Genomic DNA, 23,305 nt, shown 5'->3' with positions numbered 1-23,305 from the left:
AAAGTTACATTTTGTGACAAGCTTCGCTTTCAGGTCAGGGAGGAAGGGATCCCTGGATGCTGGAAGGGATTGGGCGGATGGGTTTGCCGAAGGCTGGCCGGAAGCGATGTCATACTGAGGGAAGCAGGCTTTTTGCGCAGACCATGGCGGTATCCCCCCTTTCTTCTCTCAAGCTTGACCATTCTTTCGATCTGGCTGCCCAGGTGCGGTCAGATTTTCCGATTTTGCAGCGCCAGGTCAACGGCCACCCGCTAATCTACTTTGACAATGCCGCCACTTCTCAAAAGCCACTGGCGGTTATGCAGGCGATGGATCATTACTATCGACACTGCAACGCCAACGTGCATCGTGGGGTCCATACGCTGAGCAACGAAGCCACAGATGCCTATGAGGGGGCGCGGGAAAAGATCGCTCGGTTTGTGAACGCGCCTTCTCCTCAGGAGATCATCTACACCCGCAATGCCAGCGAAGCCATCAATCTGGTGGCCTACAGTTGGGGCTTGAGCCATCTGGAGCGGGGGGATGAGATCGTCCTCTCGGTGATGGAGCACCACAGCAACCTAATCCCGTGGCAATGGGTGGCCCAGAAGACGGGAGCCCACCTCAAGTTCATCCAGATCACGCCAGAGGGAGAGTTGGATCTGGAGCACTACCAATCTTTGCTCAGCGACCGCACCCGCTTGGTGGCGGTAACCCAGGTCTCCAACATGCTGGGATCCATCAACCCCGTTCAGGAGATTACTGAACTGGCCCATCGTTACGGAGCCAAGGTTTTGCTGGATGCCTGCCAGAGCGTGCCCCACATGCCTGTGGATGTCCAGGCGCTGGATTGCGATTGGTTGGCCTTTTCGGGGCACAAGATGTGTGGCCCAACGGGGATTGGCGTCCTCTACGGCAGGCGGGAGCTGCTGCGAGCGATGCCCCCTTTTTTGGGTGGGGGAGAGATGATCGCCGATGTGTACTGGGATCACGCCACCTATGCGGATATCCCCCACAAATTTGAGGCTGGTACGCCGGCGATTGCCCAGGCGGTGGGGCTGGGGGCAGCCGTAGATTACTTGAGCCAGATCGGTCTGGAGCGGGTTCATGCCCATGAACAAAGGTTGATTACCCACCTGTTGGACGGGATCCAGCACATAGCGGGTATTACGGTTTATGGCCCCAAGGATCCGGCGCGACGGGCAGGGCTGGTTAGCTTTTCGGTGGAGGCTGTCCATCCCCATGACCTGTCTACTTTGCTGGATGAGCAAGGCATTGCCGTTCGAGCGGGGCACCACTGCACTCAACCCCTCCATCGCTATTTGGGAGTACAATCCACTGCCCGAGCCAGTGTTTACCTGTACAACACGTTGGCGGAGGTGGATCGCTTTTTAGACGTGTTGGCAGAAGCGGTGGAGTTCTTCGGCGCTGCCCTAAGCTAGGGATCCGGGATAGACCTCTGAAGAGATGAGGTAGACTCATGCCTTGGGATCTGGGGCGGTTCTGGAACACGCTCACCTACTATGAGGCTCTGCCTTGGGCGGAGGTGTGGCGTTGGGTTCAGAACGGGTTCCAGGCCGTGGAGGATGATTTTGTGCCACCTTCTCTTTCCGAGCCGGTCGCTATCCAGATAGGGGTGGTGGGGGAAGGTTTGCCTGACGGGTTGGCGGAGGCCCTGCGGCAGCAGGGCGTGGAGGTGAGCCAGACACCAGATTGGGCGACGGCAACGGTGATCCTGGGTTTGGAGGATCCACCAACGGCCAAGGCTTATCTGGAGCAATTGCGCAGCAGTGGGCAAACGGAGCGGATGCTGTTCGACTTTCGCCGGCCCAACCCAGATCTGAACCGGTTTTGGGGCATTTTGGACGATGTGGTCATGGGAGGGGTGAGCCAAAGCCAGTTGCAGTGGGGGGAGGGGCAGCTTCTGTTTACAGGGCAAGTTTCCACGGCCAACTTTGGGGGGTTTGTTTCCACACGCACCCGCAATTGGCAGCCGCCGCTGGACTTGTCGAGGTTTGCCGGTCTGGAGCTGCGCCTGCGAGGGGATGGGCAGCGGTATAAGGTCTTACTGCGGGATCAAGGCGGCTGGGACAGCCCCGCCTACGGCTATGCGTTCGACACTGCGCCGGGAGAAGAGCAGACCGTTCAGATCCCCTTTGCGGAGATGGTTGCCACGTTCCGCGCCCGCCTTGTGCCTTCGGCTCCTGCGCTCAATACTCGCCAGATCTGCTCTCTGCAGGTGATGTTGAGCAAGTTTGAGGCGGATGGCCGCTTGAACCCCCGTTTCCGACCGGGGCCTTTTCAACTGGGCTTGCGCTGGATTGGGCTGTATCGTCGGGAGCCTCTGCCGCAATTGATCGGGGTGGCGCGGGGATCCCTTGCCCCGGAGTGGATAGCTGCCCTGCAGGGTAGCTCCAGCCGTTGGTGTGGGGTGGAGATTCCGGCGGAGATGGAGGGATCCGCTCTGGCAGCCCAGTTGCTCCGCCTCCTGCGCTCGCCTCAGAGCGTGGGCCGGGTGGTGTCTTCAGAAGCTTTCCATGCCTAGCTTTCTGGGCCGCCTCAAGGGATCCCTGGGGATGGGGCTTTTGGCCGGCCTGTGGCTGTGGGTAGGTCAGGGGATCCCCTACCTGTTCGACTGGGATGAGCTGATCTACGCCAGCTTGGCGCGGCAGATGCTGGCCAGCGGGGATCCTTTCTCGTTGGCGATCAACGGGGAGCCCTTTTTTGAAAAGCCGCCCCTGTTTTTTTGGCTGCAGGCCCTGTCCATGGCTGTTTTAGGGATGAACGAAGGGGCAGCGCGCTTGCCCAATGCCTGGGTGGGCGGGATCACAGTGGCGCTATTGGTGGGGTGGGGATCCCATCTGCGTGGGGTGGAGTTTGGCTGCCTGTGGGGGATCCTACTGCTGACGGGCTACCTGCCCTTGTTTTTTTACAAAACTGGTCTCATCGACCCGCTACTCAACCTGGGCATGGGTGTGGGGCTGGGATCCCTTTGGGCCGCCGAGGAGGCCTGGCGGGCCGGGTACTCTGGACGCAGGTGGAGAGCGGTGGGGGCGCTGGCCCTGGGCTTGGCAGTGTTGGCCAAAGGGCCGGTGGGGCTGGTGTTGCCCCTGGCTATCTGGATCCTCTACAAGCTCTGGCAACGGGATCCTCCCCTTCGATGGGGGGAGAGCCTGGTTTTCCTCAGCCTAGCTGTGGCTGTTCCCCTCACTTGGCTGGCGTTGGAGGGGGTGCAACGGGGGCCAGAATGGGTGGAAGAGTTTGGGCGCTACCAATGGCGCATCCTCACCAGCTCAGATGGGCATCCCGGCCCGGTTTATTTTCATCTGTTGGCCTTTGCCCTGGGGTGCTTTCCCTGGGGTTCTTTGGCTTTGGCCGAGATCCTGCAGCCCATCCCCAGGAGCGTGGGCTCGGTGGATTTGACTCGGCGGGCAGAATCTCTGCTGTTGGTGGCTTTTGGGGTGGTGCTGGCCCTGTTTTCGCTGCTGGTGCAAACCAAGCTGGTTCACTACACCTCGCTGCTGTACCCCATTGGGGCCTACTTTGCTGCCCTGCGCTTGCAGCGCCTGGTTGCTGAGAAAAGAGGGCCCAGTTTTTGGGAAAGTGCCTGGATCCTGCTCAGTGGCTTGTTTTGGCTGGCCCTGTGGCTATTGCTGCCCTGGCTGGGATCCCAGGACCCCGCTGGGCTAGTCCAAGCATGGGTCTTTGCCGGCATCCCTGACGACTTTTCCAGCAGCTTGGTGCTGGGATACCTGCAGGCTGAGGTGGAGTGGCCGGTGTTGACCTACGTCCCCGCCGCGATCCTGCTGCTGGGAATTCTCCTTTGGAGTCGAGGACGGCGGCGGGCTTGGGGCTGGACAGTTTTGCTCTTGGCCACGGGACTGAGCGCCCAACTGGCCTGGTGCTGGGTCTTCCCCCGCCTGCTGCAACACACCCAGGGGGGAGCCGTCCACTTTTTCCGGCAGTTTGCCACTTCCGAAAACAACGCCCAGCCGGCTCTCTCTGGAACGGTGGGCCTGTACGGCTTTCGCTCTTTTGTACCCTATTTTTATGGCCCGCTGCAGGTTCCCTACGCCGCCAGCCCAGAAGAGCTGGCCGACTGGCAAGCCCAGGGGCAGGCGCCCGACTACCTGGTTACCTGGGATCCCTTTGTAGCTGAACTTACAGCTCCCGAGGGCGAACAGGCAGCCATTCTGGGATCTTGGCGGGTCGTCGAGCGCCGCAGTCCCTTTTGGCTGTTGAAAAAAACCTCTTCTCCTCCCTAGGCCCCAGATGAGCCAGTACGTGCTGCGCATCAGCGATATTCCTGCCCAAGATCGTCCCCGCGAGCGGCTGCTCAGCCAAGGGGCAAGGCACCTCTCCCACGCCGAGCTGCTGGCCATCTTGCTCAACACTGGCCAGGGGCCGGGCAAGCTCTCGGCAGTCGGCCTCGCCCAGTTGCTCCTGAAAAAATTGGAAGCCCAAGGGGATCCCTTGGCCCAACTGCGCCAGGTGGAGGCAGGGGAGCTGCTGCAAATTGAAGGCATTGGCCCGGCCAAGGCAGCAACGGTGTTGGCCGCCATCGAGCTGGGGCGACGGGTGTTTTTGGGTCGCCCGCCAGAACGCACGGTGATCGAGTCGCCGGAACAGGCAGCCATGGCCCTGAGCGGCGACCTGATGTGGGAGACCCAGGAGCATTTTGCCGTTTTGCACCTAGATATCAAGCACCGCCTCATTGGCCAGCAGATCGTAACCCGGGGGACAGCCACCGAAACCCTCACCCATCCGCGGGAAACCTTCCGCAGCGCCATCAAGCAAGGAGCCAGCCGCATCCTGGTGGCCCACAACCACCCTTCCGGCAGCTTGGATCCCAGCCCAGAAGATCTTGCCCTTACCCGGCAACTCTTGCAGGCGGGGCAGCTGCTGCAGATCCCGGTTTTGGACCACCTCATCTTGGGCGGCGGACAGTTCCTCAGCTTGCGCCAACGCACCACCCTTTGGCAGGAGTTTCCCCAGCCGGAGTAAGCCTCACCCTCTCCCAGAGGGAGAGGGGAGTAATGCAACGGAAATGTTTCATTCATTACTGTATTCGCCACCATTTATTCGCCACCATTTGGGTTGACCACGCCCAAGGGATCCCTGTGTGTGGGCTCTCAAGAATCGGGGAGTGGCTCAAAACGCATCCCCACCTTGAGCTGGCCGCCATTGACCAAGTCCCAAGCGGACTGTTCTTTTTTGCCAGGCAGCTGCGCCCGCCGGATCAACAGGGATCCCTCTCCTGTGGCTACGTAGATCCCTTCTCCTCTGGCCAACCCCACCACTTCTCCGGGACTGCCCTGGGGGATTTCAGGGGGTGGCGAGTGCAGTTGGGGAGAGGCGGAGCGGACAATCTTTATCCGCTGTCCCTCTATACCGGTGAAACAGTTGGGGGAAAAGGCGCGAATTTGATTGTGCAAGGCCTGGGCAGGGCGCTGCCAGTCGAGGTGAAAGTCTTGTTTTTTGAGCAAAGGGGCGTAGGTTGCCCGGGATCCATCCTGAGGAATAGGGGTGAGTTCCCCTTTCTCCAATTTCAAGAGCGTTTCCACCAAGAGTTCTGCCCCCAGTTGAGCCAGTTGGAGTGCCAATTCCAGGCTGGTTTGCTCTGGCCCAATGGGTAGCTTGGTCTGGAGCAAGATGGCTCCTGTATCCATTCCCTCATCCATGAGCATCGTGGTTACGCCGGTCTCGGTTTCGCCGTTGGCAATAGCCCACTGGATGGGGGCAGCGCCACGATAGGCGGGCAGGAGGGATCCATGCACATTCACACAGCCCAGCTTGGGCATCTGCAACACCGTCAGGGGCAAGATCTGGCCGTAGGCCACCACCACAAACACATCGGCAGCCAGGGCCTGCAAAGCTGCCAGCACCTCTGCATCCCGCCGCAAGCGGACAGGCTGCCACACAGGGATCCCGTGGGCTTGAGCCAACACTTTGGTAGCGGGCGGGAGCACCTTTTGCCCTCGCCCCTGGGGCCGATCCGGCTGACAGACCAATCCCACCACTTCAAAGGGGGATTGCGGCTGCAACAGGATCTGCAGCGAAGGCAGGGCAAACTCTGGCGTGCCGAAAAAAACAACCCGCATGGCCAACCCCAACGAGCACTGTCCTTCAGTCTAGGACGGCAGGGGAAGGGGGTGGCGGCTCGGCAACCCTTTCCTTCTCGGCGATGGGAGAGCGCCCGGTCAAGGGCACCTGCGGGGACTGCCAAAAGGCAGGCTGTTTGAGATCGAACTCCTGGCTCCAGGCCGGGAAAAAGGAGCCCAGTTTTTGCCCGGAAAGCCGCAGCCTTTGCAAGAAAGTCCATTCCAGACGGGTCAAGGCTCGCCGCAGAAAATCCCTAGCCCAATCCGGATCCGGGGCTTCTGCCGCCTGCAAGTTCACCTGCAGGAGGCCCAGTTTGGGATGGAAATGAACCCGTGCTTGGATCCCTTCTGGACGCAACAGGTAATTGAACACCTGCTGGATGGCTACCCCATCCCCCCGCTGAGCGCGATACAGAGGGCTGTTGGGGTTGGGCTGGGGCTGGTAGCGCCACTCGCAGTGCCATTCTGGGATCCCTTCATTGGCCAGAAAGCCAAACAGCTCCACCTGACGCTGCCTGTGGGTCAGCGCCATTTGCTCCAAGGCCGGCGAGAGGCTCTCCAGCAAAGCATTCGGCTCAGGCAGGGGATCCCCTTCTAGACGCAGCAACAGGCGGTGGCCGGAAAGCCGCGCTTGTACTTGGAGATAACCCAACCCCAGGGATCCCAGGGCTTTTTGCAGATCGGCCAAGATAGCGGGCAGAGGAGCCTGGACATCCAAAGAATCGCTCACCGACAAAAGATCCTCAACAAGCCGTAACTCAACCTAGCCAATTTCCTAGGTTGCTTGGATCCCTGGGATCGCCGGCCAAGATGGCCAGATCCATTCACCTCAGTTGCTAGACCCCCAGGATCAGGCGAGCTGCAGCGAACTGAGTTAACCTCAGCAACGGCTACAGCCCATAGAAATCCGGCCCGGATCCCTCGTAGCTGGGGTTGACCCGCAAGTTTAAGTGGGGACAGATGATCTCGCAGGTGCGGCACTGGATGCAGTTTTCCAAAGACATGGCATGGGAGCGGATGCCATTTTGGTCGCGGATGTGGTGTACCTCGGCTGTGCAGTCGGCCACGCAGGGGGTGGGGCGATTCAGCTTGTCGTAGGCGGCGATGCACCGGCGGCAGGTTTCGGCGTCGAACTCCAAGATATGACGGTTGCCTTCGGGGTAGCGGGGATCCGCAAAAAAAACCGCATCGGGCCGCGAGAAATAGCCCGGTCGAGAGGCCAATTCCTGGGGAGCCAAGGTTGTGGGGGCCACAAAATCCGCTTGAATGGCAGCGTGGGGGGCCACATAGCCTCGCGGGGGTGGCTCGCTGGGGCTGACCCGCCCGGTGAGCAGGGTGTAGGCGCGCAGAGTTTCTCGTCCGCGGCGAACGGGATCCTGTAAACCCCAGCGCAGGGATCCCAGCCAGGGATGGCCGGCATCGACGCTGCGGCACACCTGAGGTAAGTATTCTTCCAGCAGGCGGGAGTTTTCCAAAAAAGCCTCGCGGAAATAGCGACTGCGGTAGAGGTTTTGCCCCACCGCACTTTCCATCACCGCCCTTTGGTAGTCGGCCTGGATGCGCAGATCTCCTTTCAAGAAGCCATCGTGAATGAGGCCCGCCGCCAGATAGCCGGTTTCCATCGCGTTATCCACCCCGGCCAAGCTACCCACATCCAACACCCCCAGCGCATCCCCCAACAGCAGGGCTCCCTCAACGCCAAACCGGGTGGGCAGGCTGTGGTAGCCCCCTTCGGGAATCACGGCAGCCCCATATTTGAGCAACCTACCGCCAGCAATCAGGGACTGGATCCAGGGGTGAGCCTTGAACTCCTGCAGACGCTGCTGGGGGTTAAGGTTGGGGTTCCTGCTGTCGAGGCCGATGATCAGACCTAAGGCCAGGCGATTGTCTTTGAGGCCATAGACGAAGCCGCCGCTGAAGCTGCCATCCAAAACCGGGTAGCCCAAGGTATGCCACACCTGCCCCTGCAGGGACTGGGGGATCTGCCACACCTCTTTGACCCCCACCGACCACAATTGCGGGTTGGGGCGCAGTTGAAACTTCTCGATGAGATCTTTGGAAATGAAGCCTTTGTCGCCAAAGCAGGTGAGTTCGGCAAAGATGCAATCTTCGTAAACTTGGCCGGAATCGCTTGCCCGCACCCCAATCACCCGCTCCCCCTCGTAGAGGATTTCATGGGCGGCAAAGCCGGGGAACACATCGAGGGTAACATTTGGGGTCCCTTTGGCTTTTTCCTGCAGGGTTTCGGCCAGCCAGCGGATCACGTGGCTGAGGGTGAGAATGAACTGCCCCTGCTTGCGAAATCCCGGCGGGATCACCGCTTCCGGCAGATCCCAGCGCTGTTGGGATCCCAGCACGCTCAAGTGATTGGCTTCCACCCGGCCTTCGTGGGGAAATCCTTGGCTTTCAAAATCGGGGAAGAGCTTGGCGATCACTTGGAGGTTGCAGATGGCGCCACTGACGATGTGACCGCCGAATTGGCGGGCTTTTTCCAAAATGGCGATGGAGATTCTTAGCCCGGATAGCTTGGCCAAATCCAAAAGGCGATGGGCCAAGATCAAGTTGGAGGAACTCCCCCCCACCAACAGAAGGTCGTAGCGGATGGCTTCACTCATAGTCCCCCACACGGTAGCTCTGGATACCCTGCCTGTATCCTAAAAAGGGGAAGGGGAAAGGGGGCAAAACTTTAGACCTTCTCAAGCCTCTGGTTGAGCCGCCAGCAAAATGATTGTCATTGGCTTAATGTCGGGCACCTCTGTAGACGGGATCGATGTAGCCATCGTCCGCATCGAGGGCGACGATTCCCTACAGTGGGAGTTGATACATTTCCAAACAATCCCCTATTCCCCGACGCTGCGGGCAGAGATTTTGCGGGCTGCGAATCCCAAAACCGGCACGGTAGATCACATCTGCACCTTGAACTTTCGCTTGGGTCGAGCTTTTGCGGCAGCGGCCTTGCAAGGGATCCAGGCGGCCCATCTTACCCCCCAACAGATCGATCTCATCGGCAGCCATGGCCAAACCCTTTGGCATAACCCCAGTGGGCCAGAAGCTTCGACTTTGCAAATCGGTGAAGCTGCGGTGATTGCCGAGCTGACCGGGATCCCGGTGGTGAGCAATTTTCGGGCGCGGGACATGGCAGCAGGAGGCCAAGGCGCACCTTTGGTAGCTTTTGTGGACTGGCTGCTGTTGAGGCATCCCCACCTTCATCGTGTGGCCCAAAACATCGGCGGCATTGCCAACCTCACCTATCTCCCCAGCCTCTGCAGTGGGGGATCCCCCTTGGCCTTCGACACTGGCCCCGGCAACATTTTGATCGATCTGGCAGTGATGCGGGCCAGCCAAGGACAACAAGCCTTTGATCGCGATGGAAAATGGGCTGCCCAAGGCCAAGTCCACTGGGAAAAAGTTGCAGAATGGATGCGGGATCCCTATTTTCAAAAGGCACCGCCCAAAACCACTGGTCGGGAGTATTTTGGATCCCTTTATTTGGAGCAAATTTGGACCCAATTTATATCTGCTCACGACTGTATTGCCACCCTCACAGGGTTCACAGCCTGCTCCATTGCCCAAGCCTATAGGGACTTTTTGCCCGCGACCCCAGATCAAGTTATTCTCAGCGGTGGCGGCACCCAAAACCCTGTTCTCATGCAACTGCTGCAGGAGCAACTGCCGACCACAACCCTGTTGACTTCCGACCAAGTGGGGATCCCTTCTGAGGCCAAAGAGGCTCTTGCCTTCGCAGTATTGGCCTATAAAACCTGGCAAGGTAAGACCAACAATTTACCGGAAGCAACTGGGGCAAGACATGCTGCCATCTTGGGCCAAATCACACCCTCTTGTCGTAACCAGTCCTAACTCATCTGTATCGTTATCTCCAACAAGCTTGAGCCATTCCTCATACTCCCGAGGAAAGAGAAATGTCCGGAATTGCGGCGGAGCCTCTGCCGAATCCAGATCTCGCTAGGATGTCACGCAAGGCTGAGAAAAGCGATAAAGTTACCTTGCCAAGATCTATAAATCAAAAGCCCTAGTTCTTATGAAGGATCGTCCTCTGCCTCCACTTCTGCTGGCAATCATGATTTTTAATTTCTTCATTCTCTTTGGCTGTAGTGTTGTCCGGCATCACCTGTTTCAGTCTGGAGGATATGATCTTGGCATCTTCGACCAATCCATCTATCTAATCAGTCGGGGAGAGGTTCCGTTTTCGACCATTCGAGGGATCCACATCTTGGGAGACCACGCAGCCTTTATTCTCTATCCCATCAGCTTTTTGTACCGCATTGTCCCCTCGGTCTATTGGCTGTTTGGGCTCCAATCCCTGGCGTTAACCTTGGGAGCATTGGCTATTTATTACCTTGCACTTCAGGCCAAGGTCAATCCCGGTCAAGCAATGGTGATTGCCGGGGCCTATCTTCTCTACCCGGCCATTTTTAACGCCAACCTTTTTGATTTTCATCCAGAGGTTTTGGCCGTTCCCCTTTTCTTGGCGGCTGTGCTCTGCATTCGCTCTGGAAAATTGAGGGGGTTCCTTCTCTGTTTGAGCGGCATCCTCGGCTGTAAAGCAGTGTTGTCTCTCAATGTTGTCGCCCTGGGAGCCTGGCTGTTGCTTTGGGAAAGAGGACGAATTCAAGAACGCTGGCAATGGCGCTGCCAAGTGGGCGGCTGGACGGCAATTGCGGCAGGATCGGCTTGGTTTGGGATAGCCACTTTTGGGATCATCCCTTACTTCAGCGGCAGCGAGCCGGCAGCAGTTTCCCACTATGGCTATCTGGGCGATTCTGTTGTGGAAATTATTCAAAGTCTAATCTTGAGGCCGATGTTGGTTTTGAGCAAAGTCTTCTCCCTGGACACCCTGCTTTATGGAGTTTTGTTGGTCGTGCCTTTGGCTTGGGGTCTCTCTTGGCGGCATTGGGATCCCTGGATCCCTGCCCTGCCTACCCTGGGTTTGAATATACTCTCCAGCAACCCCGCCTATCGAGATCTGGTGCATCAGTACGCTTTGCCTATCGTTCCTTTCTTGTTCTTAGCTGTCATCGAGAATGTGAAAAACCATCCCTTGCAGAGCCATTTTATAAAAGATGGAAAACTGCCCCTGATCTGGTCTGCGCTGGCCTTTTTGGCCTTGGGGAAATACACCTTTTTCGGCTCGATTTATCTCAGCTCCCTGGACACTTGGCAGGCAACCCGACAGGCTCTTGCCCAGATCACCACCCAAGGGGGCGTCCTCACCACCCATGAGATCAGCCCTCACCTCACCCAGCGACCTGTAATCTACTTTACAGACGAGGGCCGCTTCAATGGATCCCCGCCCTCTCAGTGGGATCCCTTTGATTATGTGTTGCTCAACACCCGTCATCCGGGGTGGCGCAGCAGTCCAGAGTTTTCCCGTGTCCTGATTGAAGCTTTACAGAAGGAAACTCAATTCCAGCTTCTGTACCACCAAGATGGGGTGTATTTGTTCTCTAGGTTACGAAAAGAATCCTAAGAATCGCTATTCAAGGACTGCAGGCCACTTCTTCATTCGCAGTTGATTCAGCAATTGATTCACTTGACATCAGGCAAGTCCTCTTCCCATCGTAACAAACGGTTAAGAAACTGCCGCCTCAATCTAAAGAAACTGTTTAGACCTGCAAGGCTTAACCTAGCCTTGGTCTCCTCTTAACGTTGTAGTGCCTAATTCTGATGCGCAGATAGACTAGCGCAGGGAGTGGGTGCTTTTTATAAGACTCGTCAAGTTTCTAAACAAAACTTGTCAAGACAAGAGGAGAAGTCAACGTGAGTATCCATTCGCATGGCCCTAAGCTTCGTCCTGGAGACGAGCCTATGTGTAACCACTCTCCCAACCCCACTTTCAGCAGCATCCTGGAGAGCCGTTTGCAGCGGCGTCAAGTGTTGCAGGGGGGAATTGCTGCATGCTGCAGCGGTGGCCACCTTTTTTGGCTTGCCTGCGCTGAACAGTGCTTCCAAATCGGCAAAAGCCGCCAGTGGCAGTGCTTTGCTGGGCTTCAAGGCAATTCCTGTGAGCGCGGAAGACAAACTGGTGGTGCCCGAAGGCTACACTGCCCGTCCGCTGCTGGCTTGGGGTACTCCCATCACCGGCACCTATCCACAGTTCAAGCTGGAAAACACTGGTGCCGAGCAGGGAATGCAGGTGGGTACCCACCACGATGGCATGCACTTCTTCCCCATTGACGGGAAGGATCCCTGGCAGGGCAGCTCCACCGAGGGTTTGCTGGTGTTTAACCACGAGTACGTTGAGCCTCGGTTTATGCATGCTGCGGCTGTGGGCCAGAAGCTGGATTCCGACCTGTATCCCACCAATCCTGACGGCAGCCGCGATCCCGATCAGGTGCTGAAAGAGCTGAATGCTCACGGGGTGAGCATTGTCCACATCAAGCAGCAGGGAGATGGCAGTTGGGAAGTGGTGCGGGATCGCCTCAACCGCCGCATCACCGGTCTTACCCTCATGGAGATCCAAGGGCCAGTGCGGGGATCCGACTTCGTGAAAACCAAGTTCAGCCCTGAAGGCACAATGACCCGGGGTACTTTGAACAACTGCGCCCACGGCGTCACTCCCTGGAATACCTACCTCACCTGTGAGGAGAACTGGGCTGGCTACTTCAGCAACACCAGCAAAGGCCCCGACCAAAAGCCCAACCTGCCCCGGGAGCACAAGCGCTACGGCGTGAGCACCGAGACTTCTCGCTACGGCTGGGAGCTGGCCAGCAACAAGGCAGACGAGTTCATCCGCTTCAATGCCACCCCCACCGCTGCGGATGCCACTCAAGACTACCGCAATGAGCCCAACACCTTTGGCTGGGTGGTGGAGATCGATCCCTTTGATCCCAGCAGCACTCCCAAGAAGCGCACCGCTCTGGGCCGCTTCGCCCACGAAGGCGTGGTGTTCCAGCCGCCGGTGTAAGGCCAGCCGATTGTGGCCTACATGGGGGATGATGCCCGCTTTGAGTACATCTATAAGTACGTCTCTGCCGAGCCCTACCGCAAGGAAACGGCGGGCGGACATCTGTTGGACAATGGCACCTTGTATGTGGCCAAGTTCAACGAAGATGGCACAGGGGAGTGGCTGCCGCTGGTGTTTGGGAAAAACGGCCTGACCCCGGAAAACGGCTTCACCAGCCAAGCAGACGTGTTGGTGAATACCCGCACGGCGGCGGATTTTGTCGGTGCTACTAAAATGGACCGGCCTGAGTGGGGAGCGGTGGATCCGCAAACCCGCATGGTCTACTTCACCCTGACCAACAACAGCCGTCGGGAACAAGACCAGGTGAACGCTGCCAACCCCCGTCCCAAAAACAAGTGGGGTCACATCATCCGTTGGAAGGAAGCCAACGACCGGCCTCAAGCCACCCGTTTCGAGTGGGATCTCTTTGTCTTGGCCGGGCCGCCTGAAGATAGCCACACCCTATCAGGTCAACCCCTCAATGAAGACAACATCTTCAACTCTCCCGATGGTCTGTGGTTCGATGCCAGCCGTCGCCTCTGGATCCAGACCGACACCAGCGACAGCAATCTCAACCAAGGGGAGTTTGCGCCTTTTGGCAACAACCAAATGTTGGCTGCCGATCCGGATACAGGGGAAATTCGCCGCTTCTTGACCGGGCCGATTGGGCAGGAGATCACCGGTGTGGTCACCACTCCCGATCAGCGCACCATGTTCATCAACGTGCAACATCCGGGAGCCAGAACCAGCGAGGACGACTTTGCCGCCGGCAAGATCCTCTCCCGCTGGCCCGACTACGACCCCAATCTCTACCCCCGCTCGGCGGTGGTGGTGATCACCAAAAATGACGGCGGGATCATCGGTACCTAGTTGTCTCTGAGGCCGTCAGCCCATAAAACCCAGCGGCAGGGATCCCTTCTCTCTGCCGCTTTCTCGCACTCATAGTCGCTTCAGGTTAGGTTGAGACGCCAGGGCTACGAGGAATTAATCCCACAGGTTCAAATCCGTCACTGCTCCCAAGCTGCTGCTGGAGACCAGCTTGGCGTACTTGGCTAGGGTGCCCCGTTTGTAGCGAGGCTCAGGAGGAGACCAGCGGGCGCGGCGGCGGGCCAGCTCTTCTTCGCTCACATGCAAGTGCAACTGGCGAGCCGGGGCATCAATGGTGATGAGATCCCCTTCCTCCACCAGGGCAATCGTGCCCCCCACATAGGCTTCGGGAGCCACATGGCCCACTACCATGCCGTAGGTGCCGCCGGAGAAGCGGCCATCGGTGATCAGGCCAACGCTATCCCCCAAGCCGGCGCCGATGATGGCCGAAGTGGGCGAGAGCATCTCCCGCATGCCGGGGCCACCTTTGGGGCCTTCGTAGCGGATCACCACCACATCCCCTGCTCGGATCTGGCCGGAGAGGATGGCCTGCAGGCAGGACTCCTCTGAATCGAAGACCCGCGCCGGCCCGGTAATTTTCGGGTTCTTGACGCCGGTAATCTTGGCTACTGCTCCTTCGGGAGCCAGATTCCCCTTGAGGATGGCCAGATGCCCTTGGGGATACAGGGGGCTGTGCCAAGGGCGGATCACCTCCTGATCCGGGCTAGGCTCGTCCGGCACATCCCGCAGGACTTCGACGATGGTCTGGCCGGAGATGGTGAGGCAGTCCCCGTGCAGCAGGCCGTGGTTGAGCAGCATTTTCATCACCTGGGGGATCCCGCCGGCCCGGTGCAGGTCGGTGGCCACAAACCGCCCTGAAGGCTTGAGATCGCAGAGGACAGGCACGCGAGCACGAATGGTCTCGAAATCATCTAGCGTCAGGGGCACTTCTGCCGCATGGGCAATGGCCAGAAAGTGGAGCACGGCGTTGGTGGATCCCCCTACAGCCATGATCACCGAGATGGCATTTTCAATGCTTTTGCGGGTGATGATGTCGCGGGGGCGGAGGTTGGCTTTGATGGCCTCTGCCAAGACCTTGGCCGATTGGGCGGCACTTTCGGCTTTCTCTTCGTCTTCTGCAGCCATGGTGGAGGAGTAGGGCAGACTCATCCCCATAGCCTCAAACGCGCTGGACATGGTGTTGGCCGTGTACATGCCGCCGCAGGATCCGGCACCGGGACAGGCATGGCGCTCCACCGCCAGCAGCTCTTCCTCGGAGATGCGCCCGGCACTGAACTCCCCCACCGCTTCAAAGGCGCTGACGATGGTGAGGTCGCGGCCATTGTAGTGACCCGGCTTGATGGTGCCGCCGTAGACGAAGATGGAGGGCACATTGAGGCGGGCCATGGCGATCATCGCCCCCGGCATATTCTTGTCGCAGCCGCCGATGGCCAAGAGGCCATCCATGCTCTGGCCGTTGACCACCGTCTCGATGGAATCGGCAATCACTTCCCGCGACACCAGGGAGTATTTCATCCCCTCCGTGCCCATCGAGATGCCGTCGCTAATGGTGATGGTGCCGAACACCTGGGGCATACAGCCCGCCGTTCTCAAAGCCGCCTCCGCCCGCTCCGCCAGAGTTTGGATCCCCATGTTGCAGGGGGTGAGGGTGCTGTGGGCGTTGGCAATGCCGACGATGGGCTTGCCGAAATCTTCGTCGCGAAAGCCCACGGCTCTGAGCATGGCGCGGTTGGGGGAGCGCTGTACCCCTTGGGTGACCACTTGGCTGCGCAGTGGGAGCGGAGAATTGGCCATCATTGCCAGAGGGAATCGAGAGGAAGTGGGCAAGGAAGAAAACGGCTAGAACTCATCCTACCGCCTCTCTTCGGGGGAACACTAGCTCTGCCGGCAAGAGGGATCCAAACCAAATCTGAAGCAACTCTGTAAGTTGTCTGCACCTGCGCCAGGAATCGGCCAGCCTACCTAATAGAAGGGATCCCAGGTTCCAATCGCGTTTGCGAGACCGAGTCAAGACATGGGGGCCAGGGATCCTGGGTGTTGGTGTTTCCCCTTCGTGTTGGCGAAGCCTCGTATGGTTCTCAGCTCTCCTCTCCCCTCGCCTGCAGTGCCCAGCAGTGCCGACCGCGTTAGCGGGACGGAGTCCTCACGGGAGATGTTGCGGGATGTGCTCACCCTCTCCCGTCATGTTTTACAGCAGTTTGGCAGTTTTACGGCAGAGGCCCAAGACTTCAGCGCCCTGATGAACCGCATTGCCCTGGCCGGCAAGATGATTGCCCGGCGGCTGAGTCAGGCAGGACTGATCGAAGGGGCGCTGGGGGTTACCGGCAGCGTCAATGTCCAAGGGGAAGAACAGCAACAGATGGATGACTATGCCAACCGGGCCTTCATTCGCGCTTTGGAGCAAACGGGCCTGGTGTGTCGGCTGGTCTCGGAAGAGATGAAAACCCCGGCTCGCCTGCCGGAAAACTGCTCTCTCAGCCGCTTGGCCCTGATGATCGATCCCCTGGATGGATCCTCCAACATTGACGCCAACCTCAGCGTCGGCTCTATCTTCTCCGTCCTTCACCCTCTTGAGGATCGCCCGGAAGCGGACAACCAAGACCTGCTGCAACCGGGCCGTCGCCAACTGGCTGCGGGATATATTCTCTACGGCCCCAGCACCCAATTGGTCTATTCCGTCGGCAAGGGGGTACACGGTTTTACGTTGGATCCCAGCTTGGGGGAATTTATCCTCTCCCGCAGCGACATCCGCATTCCTGAACGCGGCTCCGTCTACAGCCTCAACGAGGGCTATTTTTGCCAGTGGAGCGAAGGGATCCAGAACTATGTCCGGTATGTTCACCGCCGCGATGGCTACATCTCCCGTTACAGCGGCGCTCTGGTGGCGGATTTTCACCGCATTCTCCTGCAGGGCGGAGTTTACCTCTATCCCGGCACCCAGAAAAAACCGGAGGGCAAGCTGCGCCTGATGTACGAGGCCAACCCCCTGGCTTTTCTGGCCGAGCAGGCGGGCGGGGCGGCCACCACTGGCACCGAGGCCATCCTAGACATCGTCCCCCAATCTCTCCACCAACGGGTGCCCCTTATCATCGGCAGCCGCGAGAACGTGGAAGAAGTGCTGCGCTGCCTAGAGGGTTCTCTGGTGCCCTAGGTTCTTCCCAATCCTTCTCTTTGAGCCAAGCTGGCCTATGGTAACCCTGGCAGAAAACCCCCTTCGCGTTGGTCTCAACCAAGAACGCACCCCGGATCCCTGCATTGTGGTGCAGTTTGGCGCTTCTGGGGATCTGGCCGCCCGCAAGCTGCTCCCGGCCTACTACCGGCTGTTTGGGCAGCGGCGGCTGCCGCCGGAGTTTACTTTGGTGGGGGTGGCCCGCCGCGATTGGACTCACGAGGTTTATCGGGAAAAGATGCGGGCTGCCGTGCAGGAGTTTGCCCCCCAGGACTTGGGGCCGGAGGCCCTCTGGCAGGACTTCGCCAGCCGCCTGTTCTATTGCCGCCTCGATATCGGAGATGCTGAGAGCTATCTGCGCCTAAAGCAACTGCTCAGCCAGTTGGATGAGGAGCGGGGCACCCGCGGCCACCGAGTGTTCTATCTGGCGGTGGCGCCGGACTTCTATGCCCAGGCCATCCAACAGCTGGGGGCAGCTGGCATGGTGGCCGATCCGACCAAAACGCGGGTGGTGATCGAAAAGCCCTTTGGCCACGACCTCACCTCGGCCCAGGAACTCAACCGCCTTGTGCAGCGAATTTGCCAGGAAGAGCAGATCTACCGCATTGATCACTACTTGGGCAAAGAGACGGTGCAAAACCTGCTGGTCTTCCGCTTTGCCAACGCCATTTTCGAGCCTCTCTGGAACCGCAACTACATCGACCATGTGCAGATCACCGTGGCGGAGACGGTGGGGGTGGAGGATCGGGCCGGCTACTACGACACTGCCGGCGCCCTGCGAGACATGGTGCAAAACCACCTAATGCAGATCTATTGCCTGACGGCCATGGAGCCACCTGTCTCACTGCGCAGCGATGGGGTGCGCAACGAAAAGACCAAGGTGCTGCAGGCCACCCGCCTAGCGGATCCCCGCAATGTGGCAGCCGCAGCGGTGCGGGCGCAGTACGGCCCTGGCTGGATTGCCGGCAAGCCGGTGCTGGGCTATCGGCAGGAGCCCAATGTCAATCCCCAGTCCAAAACCCCCACCTACGTCGCTCTGAAACTGGAGTGTGATACTTGGCGGTGGAAGGGGGTGCCCTTCTACTTGCGCACTGGGAAACGCCTGCCCAAGAAGGTTTCGGAGGTGGCCATTCACTTTAAGCAGGTGCCCCTTTCCCTGTTCCAATCGGCAGCTCGGGAGGTGAGTCCCAACATCCTGGTACTGCGCATCCAACCCAATGAGGGCATCTCGTTGCGCTTTGAGGCCAAGATGCCGGGGCCGGAGATCCGCACCCGCTCGGTGGATATGGATTTCCGCTATGGGACTGCCTTTGGAGCGAGTACACCGGATGCTTACGATCGCCTGCTCCTGGATTGTCTGCTGGGGGATCCAACGCTGTTTACCCGTGCCGATGAGGTTGAAGCGGCCTGGCGGGTGGTGACGCCGGTGTTATCGGCCTGGGAGTCTGAGCCCGGCAGCGGCAATGGCGGCGGTGCTGCACCGCCTCTGTTCACCTATGAGGCCGGCACCTGGGGGCCGAAGGCTGCCGAAGATCTGCTCACCCAATCGGGGCGGCGGTGGCGGCGCCTCTGATTTGGCTGCTCTCGGCTGGTAAACCATGGCCTATCCACCTCTGTGTAAGCCGGGGCACCCTCAGCAACAGGCAGAAGAGCATGAGCAGCTCAAGAGCCCTTTCAAATGGCCGCTGCAGAAGAGAACACCAAGACGTAGGGATCCCCGGCTGTTGCAGCTAACATGGGCATGGCCTGTTTATCGCGTGGGTATCATGCCGCCACTGTTGTTCCGGTTATCCGTCCGGCCCTGGCGAGCCTTGTCGGTGGGCCTGGCAGTTGTGTTGGGGATGGGAGGGTGGAGCTCTGCCCAGGCCCAGGTGTTGCTGCACATCCCTTTGCCCAATGGGGGCTTGATGCAGGCCCAAGCGCTACAACTGGCCACCGACTCGCTGCGGCTGGCCCAGTTTGGTCAAACGGAAGAAGCGCTGCGCCGCCTGCAACTGGCCGTGGCCATGGTGCCCAACTCCTCAGAGCTGCTCTACGTTTTGGGCAACGTCCACCTAGAACTGGGGGACTTGGAGCAGGCGATTGCCTCGTTGCAAAAGGCCCGCGCCCTGTCTCCTCAAGATGGGGATGTCCTCTACTCGCTGGGATCGGCTTATTTGCGGCAGGGCAGCTACTTTGCCGCTGCTGAAACCCTGGAACGAGCTGTGGCCCTGCAACCGGATAACCCCAACGCTCGCTTCCAACTGGGCAATGCCTACCTCATGCTGGATCGGTGGGATGCGGCCCGGCAGGAATATGAGAAGACCTTGCAGTTGGATCCCGCCTATTGGCCGGCCATGAACAACATGGGCTTGGTGGACTATGAGCAGGGGGATCTGGACGCCGCCATCGATCGCTGGGAACGCACGATAGAGATGAACAATGCCGTAGCAGAGCCCTATTTGGCCCTGGCGACTGCCCTCTACATTCGGGGAGAAACCGAACGGGCTGAGGAACTGGGGGCAAAGGCCATGCGCTTGGATCCCAACTATGCCCGCCTGCAGGTGTTGCGGGAGAATCTGTGGCGGGAAAACCTGCTGCGGGATGTGCAGATCCTCCTGCGCACCAGACCTGTTGCAGAAGCTCTGCAGCAAGCCGCCATCGAGCAGTTCAACCGGCGGATGGGCCTTTCGGAATAGGCTCAGGAATTGACAGTGGGAACTTCCGCAGGGGATCCCTTGAGAACTCGTGCCTGAAACTTGGCCCGAATCCGCTCGGCAATCCCGGCACTGTTCAAGCCTAGTTCTGCCAAGGATTCCTCGGGAGTGGCGTGCTCCACCCACACATCCGGCACCCCCAGGCGCAACAAAGGCACTGTCAGGTCGGCGTCGAGCAGGGCTTCGGCCACTGCCGAGCCAAACCCACCCATGAGGCAACCTTCTTCCACCGTCACCACCAAGCGGCTCTGTTCGGCCAAAGGCAGGATCAGCTCGGTATCCAAAGGCTTGGCGAAGCGGGCATTGACCACTGTGGCTGAGATACCGTGTTCTTTCAAGATCTCCGCCGCCTGCAGGCTGGGATGCACCATCGACCCATAGGCCAGGATCAGCACCTCGCCGCCGCTGCGCAACACCTCGGCTTTGCCGATGGGCAGGGGTTCCCATCCCTCTTCTGCCAGAGGCACCCCCACGCCAGATCCGCGCGGGTAACGCATGGCGATGGGGCCCTTGGTGTACTGGATCCCGGTCACCACCATGCGCTGTAGCTCCGCTTCATCTTTGGGAGCCATTAGCACCATTTCCGGAATGCAGCGCAGATAGGCGATGTCGTACATGCCTTGGTGGGTGGGGCCATCGGCTCCCACAACTCCCGCCCGATCCAAGCAAAAGAAGACCGGCAACTTTTGGATGCAGACATCGTGGATGATCTGGTCGTAGGCCCGCTGCAAGAAGGTGGAATAAATGGCCACCACTGGCCGCATTCCCTCACAGGCCATGCCAGCCGCCAACGTTACAGCGTGCTGCTCGGCGATCCCCACATCCACAAACTGATCCGGCAGCTTTTCCTTGAGCTTATCCAGGCCAGTGCCCGTATCCATAGCGGCGGTGATGCCGATGATGCGGGGATCCCGCTCGGCCAGCTTGCAGAGGGCATGGCCAAAGACCTTGCTGTAGCTGGGGGGCTTAGGCTTGGTGGGCGGGTAGGGCTTGCCGGTGGCCAGGTCGAAGCGGGATTGGGCATGATACCCCACCTGTTCCGCTTCGGCAGGCGGGTAGCCCTTGCCTTTGACGGTAGCTACATGCACCAGTACCGGGCCGGAGATGCCGTGGGCCAACTCAAAGGCATCCAACAACTCCGCCAGGTTGTGCCCGTCCACCGGCCCCACGTAGGTAAAGCCCAGCTCCTCAAAGATAATGCCGGCTTTGTTGTTTTGCACGGCGGTAACCAGCTTCACCGTTTCCTTGAGGCGGTCAATTTCTGGGCTGAGGCTGGATCCCAGTAGGGGCAGGTTCTTCAGTTGCTCTTCTAGGCTGTCGGCCAAAAACTGCACCGGCGGGCTGAGGCGCAGGCGGTTTAAATAGCGAGGGATCGCCCCCACATTGGGGGAAATAGACATGCCGTTGTCGTTGAGCACCACCATTAGGTTGGTCTTGGGCAGGTGCCCGGCGTGGTTGATGGCTTCATAGGCCATGCCTCCGGTCAGGGCACCATCCCCAATGATGGCCACCACCTTGAAGTTGTCTCCCCGCCGATCCCGAGCGATGGCCATGCCCAAAGCTGCCGAGATGCTGGTGGAAGCGTGCCCCGCCCCAAAGTGATCGAAGCGGCTCTCGCTGCGCTTCAGGTAGCCGGAAATCCCCCCCTTCTGGCGCAATGTGTGGAAATTGTGGTACCTGCCGGTGAGCATTTTGTGGGCATAAGCCTGGTGCCCCACATCCCAGATCACCTTGTCTCGATCCAGATCGAGGGTCTTGTAGAGGGCCAAGGTCAGCTCCACCACCCCCAGCCCTGGCCCCAGATGACAGCCGACCGGGGAATTGGCAGCCGTCTGCAGATGTTTGTCGCGAATCTGGCGGGCTAGGCTGCGCAACTGGCTCAGGTTCAGGTTTCGGAGCTGGTTGGGATGAGTGATGTCACTCAGGTGCATAATGGACTCGTCCTTCCGGTGTGATCTCACTCTAATTCATTTTCAGGAGGGGTTTTGTAGCCCTCCCTCTCAAAACTTCAAGGAATGCAGGGATCCCCTCAATGCTGGGCCAAGGGCAGTGAGATCTTGAAAGGGGCACGCCAAGGAGCTTATTCAAGGGTTAGCCTCGCGTAAGGCCCTCGGTTGCTCCGGAGTTAAGGGCTAGGGCCCACTGCCGCGATGGTTTCTTCCTTTTTGTTAGCCATGAAAATCGCCGCCAACATCACCCAGCTCATCGGTCGCACCCCGCTGGTGCGGTTGAATCGGATCCCGCAATCGGAGGGGTGCCTGGCCGAGATCGTGGTGAAATTGGAGAGCTTTAACCCTGCCGCTTCGGTGAAAGACCGCATTGCCGTCAGCATGATCGAGGCTGCCGAACAGGCCGGTTTGATCACCCCCGGCAAGACCATCTTGGTGGAGCCCACCTCTGGCAATACCGGCATTGGCCTGGCCATGGCCGCTGCTGCCAAGGGTTACCGGCTCATCATCGTCATGCCTGAGAGCATGAGCCTGGAGCGGCGACTGCTGTTGAAAGCCTACGGAGCAGAGGTGCACCTGGCCAGTAGCGCCGGCGGCATGGGGGAAGCCATCTGGAAGGCTGAAGAGATCGTCCGCCGCACTCCCAACGCTTACATGTTGGGCCAGTTCACCAATCCCGCCAACCCCCGGATCCATGCCAGAACCACCGGCCCGGAAATTTGGGAAGATACCGATGGTCAAGTGGATATCCTGGTGGCAGGGGTAGGTACCGGCGGCACCATCACGGGGGCGGGCGAGTTTTTGAAGGGGAAAAACCCAGCCATTCGACTGGTGGCCGTTGAACCCAAGGCCAGTGCCGTCTTGAGTGGTGGACGGCCCGGCTTTCATCGCATTGAAGGGATCGGAGCGGGATTCGTGCCTGATGTGCTGCGGCGCGACCTGCTGGATGAGGTGATCCCAGTGGAAGATGAAGAGAGCATGGTCTACAGCCGGCGCCTGGCCAAAGAAGAAGGGATCCTCTCCGGCATTTCCACTGGGGCTGCCTTGGCGGGAGCCATCCAGGTGGGGCGGCGACCGGAAAACGCTGGCAAGCGGATTGTAATGATCCAGCCTAGTTTTGGGGAACGCTACCTGAGCACACCTCTTTTTCGCGACTTGGAGCGGGATTCCGATTCGAGATGACGATGATGCTGAGACTGCTGCCCTACAGGTCGCCCTGGCCCAGAGGGCGAGCTAGCATGGGTGAGAGTGACGTGGCGGAACGGCAGACGCGCTAGACTTAGGATCTAGTGCCGCAAGGCGTAAGGGTTCAAGTCCCTTCGTCCGCATGAGAATCCCCTACTTCCCCAGCCCTTTTCCCCCAAGAGGGCAGAAGTTCCCCCGGTCAACAGCAATGCTGACTGCCTTACGGTCGCTCGCCAGCAAGCCTAGGAGAGCCAAGGTGACAAAGCAAGCTCTCCCGCCGGCTAAAAGCAGACAGGGACACATCTCCCAGGCTAGAAGGCTTCTCGGTCCGCCTGCAGAGAAACTGGACTGGGTTGCTGCCACGAAAACCTTGG

General features: G+C 59.2%; 15 protein-coding genes and 1 pseudogene. 11 read left to right on the top strand and 5 right to left on the bottom strand.

Features of this window, described 5'->3' with window-relative positions; all coding sequences use genetic code 11:
• Positions 1-143: 143 nt before the first annotated feature.
• The 4 genes from ACVWY8_RS05080 to radC are packed head-to-tail and all read left to right on the top strand — an operon-like array spanning position 144 to position 4,983.
• The gene (locus ACVWY8_RS05080) at positions 144-1,421 is read left to right on the top strand and encodes a cysteine desulfurase (RefSeq protein ID WP_414331647.1); all 1,278 of its coding nucleotides are present in this window, start codon (positions 144-146) and stop codon (positions 1,419-1,421) included.
• Positions 1,422-1,459: 38 nt separating this feature from the next.
• Positions 1,460-2,524, top strand: a complete 1,065-nt coding sequence (locus ACVWY8_RS05075) for a CIA30 family protein (protein WP_457393356.1) — start codon at positions 1,460-1,462, stop codon at positions 2,522-2,524.
• On the top strand, positions 2,517-4,244 hold the full coding sequence (locus tag ACVWY8_RS05070; protein WP_457393354.1) for an ArnT family glycosyltransferase: 1,728 nt from the start codon (positions 2,517-2,519) through the stop codon (positions 4,242-4,244). The genes ACVWY8_RS05075 and ACVWY8_RS05070 overlap by 8 nt, the downstream gene beginning before the upstream one ends.
• A 7-nt stretch (positions 4,245-4,251) precedes the next feature.
• Complete coding sequence (radC, locus tag ACVWY8_RS05065) at positions 4,252-4,983, top strand: RadC family protein (RefSeq protein ID WP_414329627.1); 732 nt, start codon at positions 4,252-4,254, stop codon at positions 4,981-4,983.
• Positions 4,984-5,111: 128 nt separating this feature from the next.
• On the opposite strand, the gene fmt is transcribed toward radC, so the two are convergent.
• The 3 genes from fmt to ACVWY8_RS05050 all read right to left on the bottom strand — a co-directional run bounded on the left by fmt (position 5,112) and on the right by ACVWY8_RS05050 (position 8,695).
• The gene (gene fmt / locus ACVWY8_RS05060) at positions 5,112-6,080 is read right to left on the bottom strand and encodes a methionyl-tRNA formyltransferase (protein WP_457393352.1); all 969 of its coding nucleotides are present in this window, start codon (positions 6,078-6,080) and stop codon (positions 5,112-5,114) included.
• Between the two features lie 25 nt (positions 6,081-6,105).
• Positions 6,106-6,810: a hypothetical protein gene (locus ACVWY8_RS05055; protein ID WP_457393350.1), complete on the bottom strand. Its 705-nt coding sequence runs from the start codon at positions 6,808-6,810 to the stop codon at positions 6,106-6,108.
• Between the two features lie 160 nt (positions 6,811-6,970).
• The gene (locus ACVWY8_RS05050) at positions 6,971-8,695 is read right to left on the bottom strand and encodes an electron transfer flavoprotein (RefSeq protein ID WP_457393348.1); all 1,725 of its coding nucleotides are present in this window, start codon (positions 8,693-8,695) and stop codon (positions 6,971-6,973) included.
• Positions 8,696-8,804: 109 nt separating this feature from the next.
• Here ACVWY8_RS05050 and ACVWY8_RS05045 point away from each other — a divergent pair, with 109 nt between their 5' ends.
• The 3 genes and pseudogenes from ACVWY8_RS05045 (at position 8,805) to ACVWY8_RS05035 (ending at position 13,914) form a co-directional block, all read left to right on the top strand.
• The gene (locus ACVWY8_RS05045; RefSeq protein ID WP_457393346.1) at positions 8,805-9,938 is read left to right on the top strand and encodes an anhydro-N-acetylmuramic acid kinase; all 1,134 of its coding nucleotides are present in this window, start codon (positions 8,805-8,807) and stop codon (positions 9,936-9,938) included.
• Positions 9,939-10,119: 181 nt separating this feature from the next.
• Positions 10,120-11,568 carry a DUF2079 domain-containing protein gene (locus ACVWY8_RS05040; RefSeq protein WP_457393344.1) on the top strand — a complete coding sequence of 483 codons (1,449 nt, stop codon included), beginning with the start codon at positions 10,120-10,122 and terminating at the stop codon, positions 11,566-11,568.
• Positions 11,569-11,906: 338 nt separating this feature from the next.
• A pseudogene (locus ACVWY8_RS05035) lies at positions 11,907-13,914 on the top strand (PhoX family protein).
• Between the two features lie 114 nt (positions 13,915-14,028).
• On the opposite strand, the gene ilvD reads toward ACVWY8_RS05035, so the two are convergent.
• Positions 14,029-15,726: a dihydroxy-acid dehydratase gene (gene ilvD / locus ACVWY8_RS05030; protein ID WP_457393552.1), complete on the bottom strand. Its 1,698-nt coding sequence runs from the start codon at positions 15,724-15,726 to the stop codon at positions 14,029-14,031.
• A 358-nt stretch (positions 15,727-16,084) separates the two neighbouring features.
• On the opposite strand from ilvD, the gene fbp reads away from it, so the two are divergent.
• The 3 genes from fbp (at position 16,085) to ACVWY8_RS05015 (ending at position 19,779) form a co-directional block, all read left to right on the top strand.
• Complete coding sequence (gene fbp, locus ACVWY8_RS05025; protein ID WP_414375216.1) at positions 16,085-17,083, top strand: class 1 fructose-bisphosphatase; 999 nt, start codon at positions 16,085-16,087, stop codon at positions 17,081-17,083.
• Between the two features lie 37 nt (positions 17,084-17,120).
• Positions 17,121-18,674: a glucose-6-phosphate dehydrogenase gene (gene zwf / locus ACVWY8_RS05020; protein ID WP_457393342.1), complete on the top strand. Its 1,554-nt coding sequence runs from the start codon at positions 17,121-17,123 to the stop codon at positions 18,672-18,674.
• A 193-nt stretch (positions 18,675-18,867) separates the two neighbouring features.
• Positions 18,868-19,779: a tetratricopeptide repeat protein gene (locus ACVWY8_RS05015; protein ID WP_457393340.1), complete on the top strand. Its 912-nt coding sequence runs from the start codon at positions 18,868-18,870 to the stop codon at positions 19,777-19,779.
• 2 nt (positions 19,780-19,781) lie between these two features.
• On the opposite strand, the gene dxs is transcribed toward ACVWY8_RS05015, so the two are convergent.
• On the bottom strand, positions 19,782-21,728 hold the full coding sequence (dxs, locus tag ACVWY8_RS05010) for a 1-deoxy-D-xylulose-5-phosphate synthase (RefSeq protein ID WP_457393338.1): 1,947 nt from the start codon (positions 21,726-21,728) through the stop codon (positions 19,782-19,784).
• Between the two features lie 243 nt (positions 21,729-21,971).
• Between dxs and cysK the strand changes: the two genes are divergently transcribed.
• On the top strand, positions 21,972-22,928 hold the full coding sequence (cysK, locus tag ACVWY8_RS05005) for a cysteine synthase A (protein WP_011433569.1): 957 nt from the start codon (positions 21,972-21,974) through the stop codon (positions 22,926-22,928).
• Positions 22,929-23,305 lie beyond the last annotated feature (377 nt).

Source organism: Thermostichus sp. OS-CIW-32, from assembly GCF_054060415.1.
Note: the sequence above shows the minus strand (reverse complement) of the source record. Positions and strands in the feature narration are given on the sequence as shown.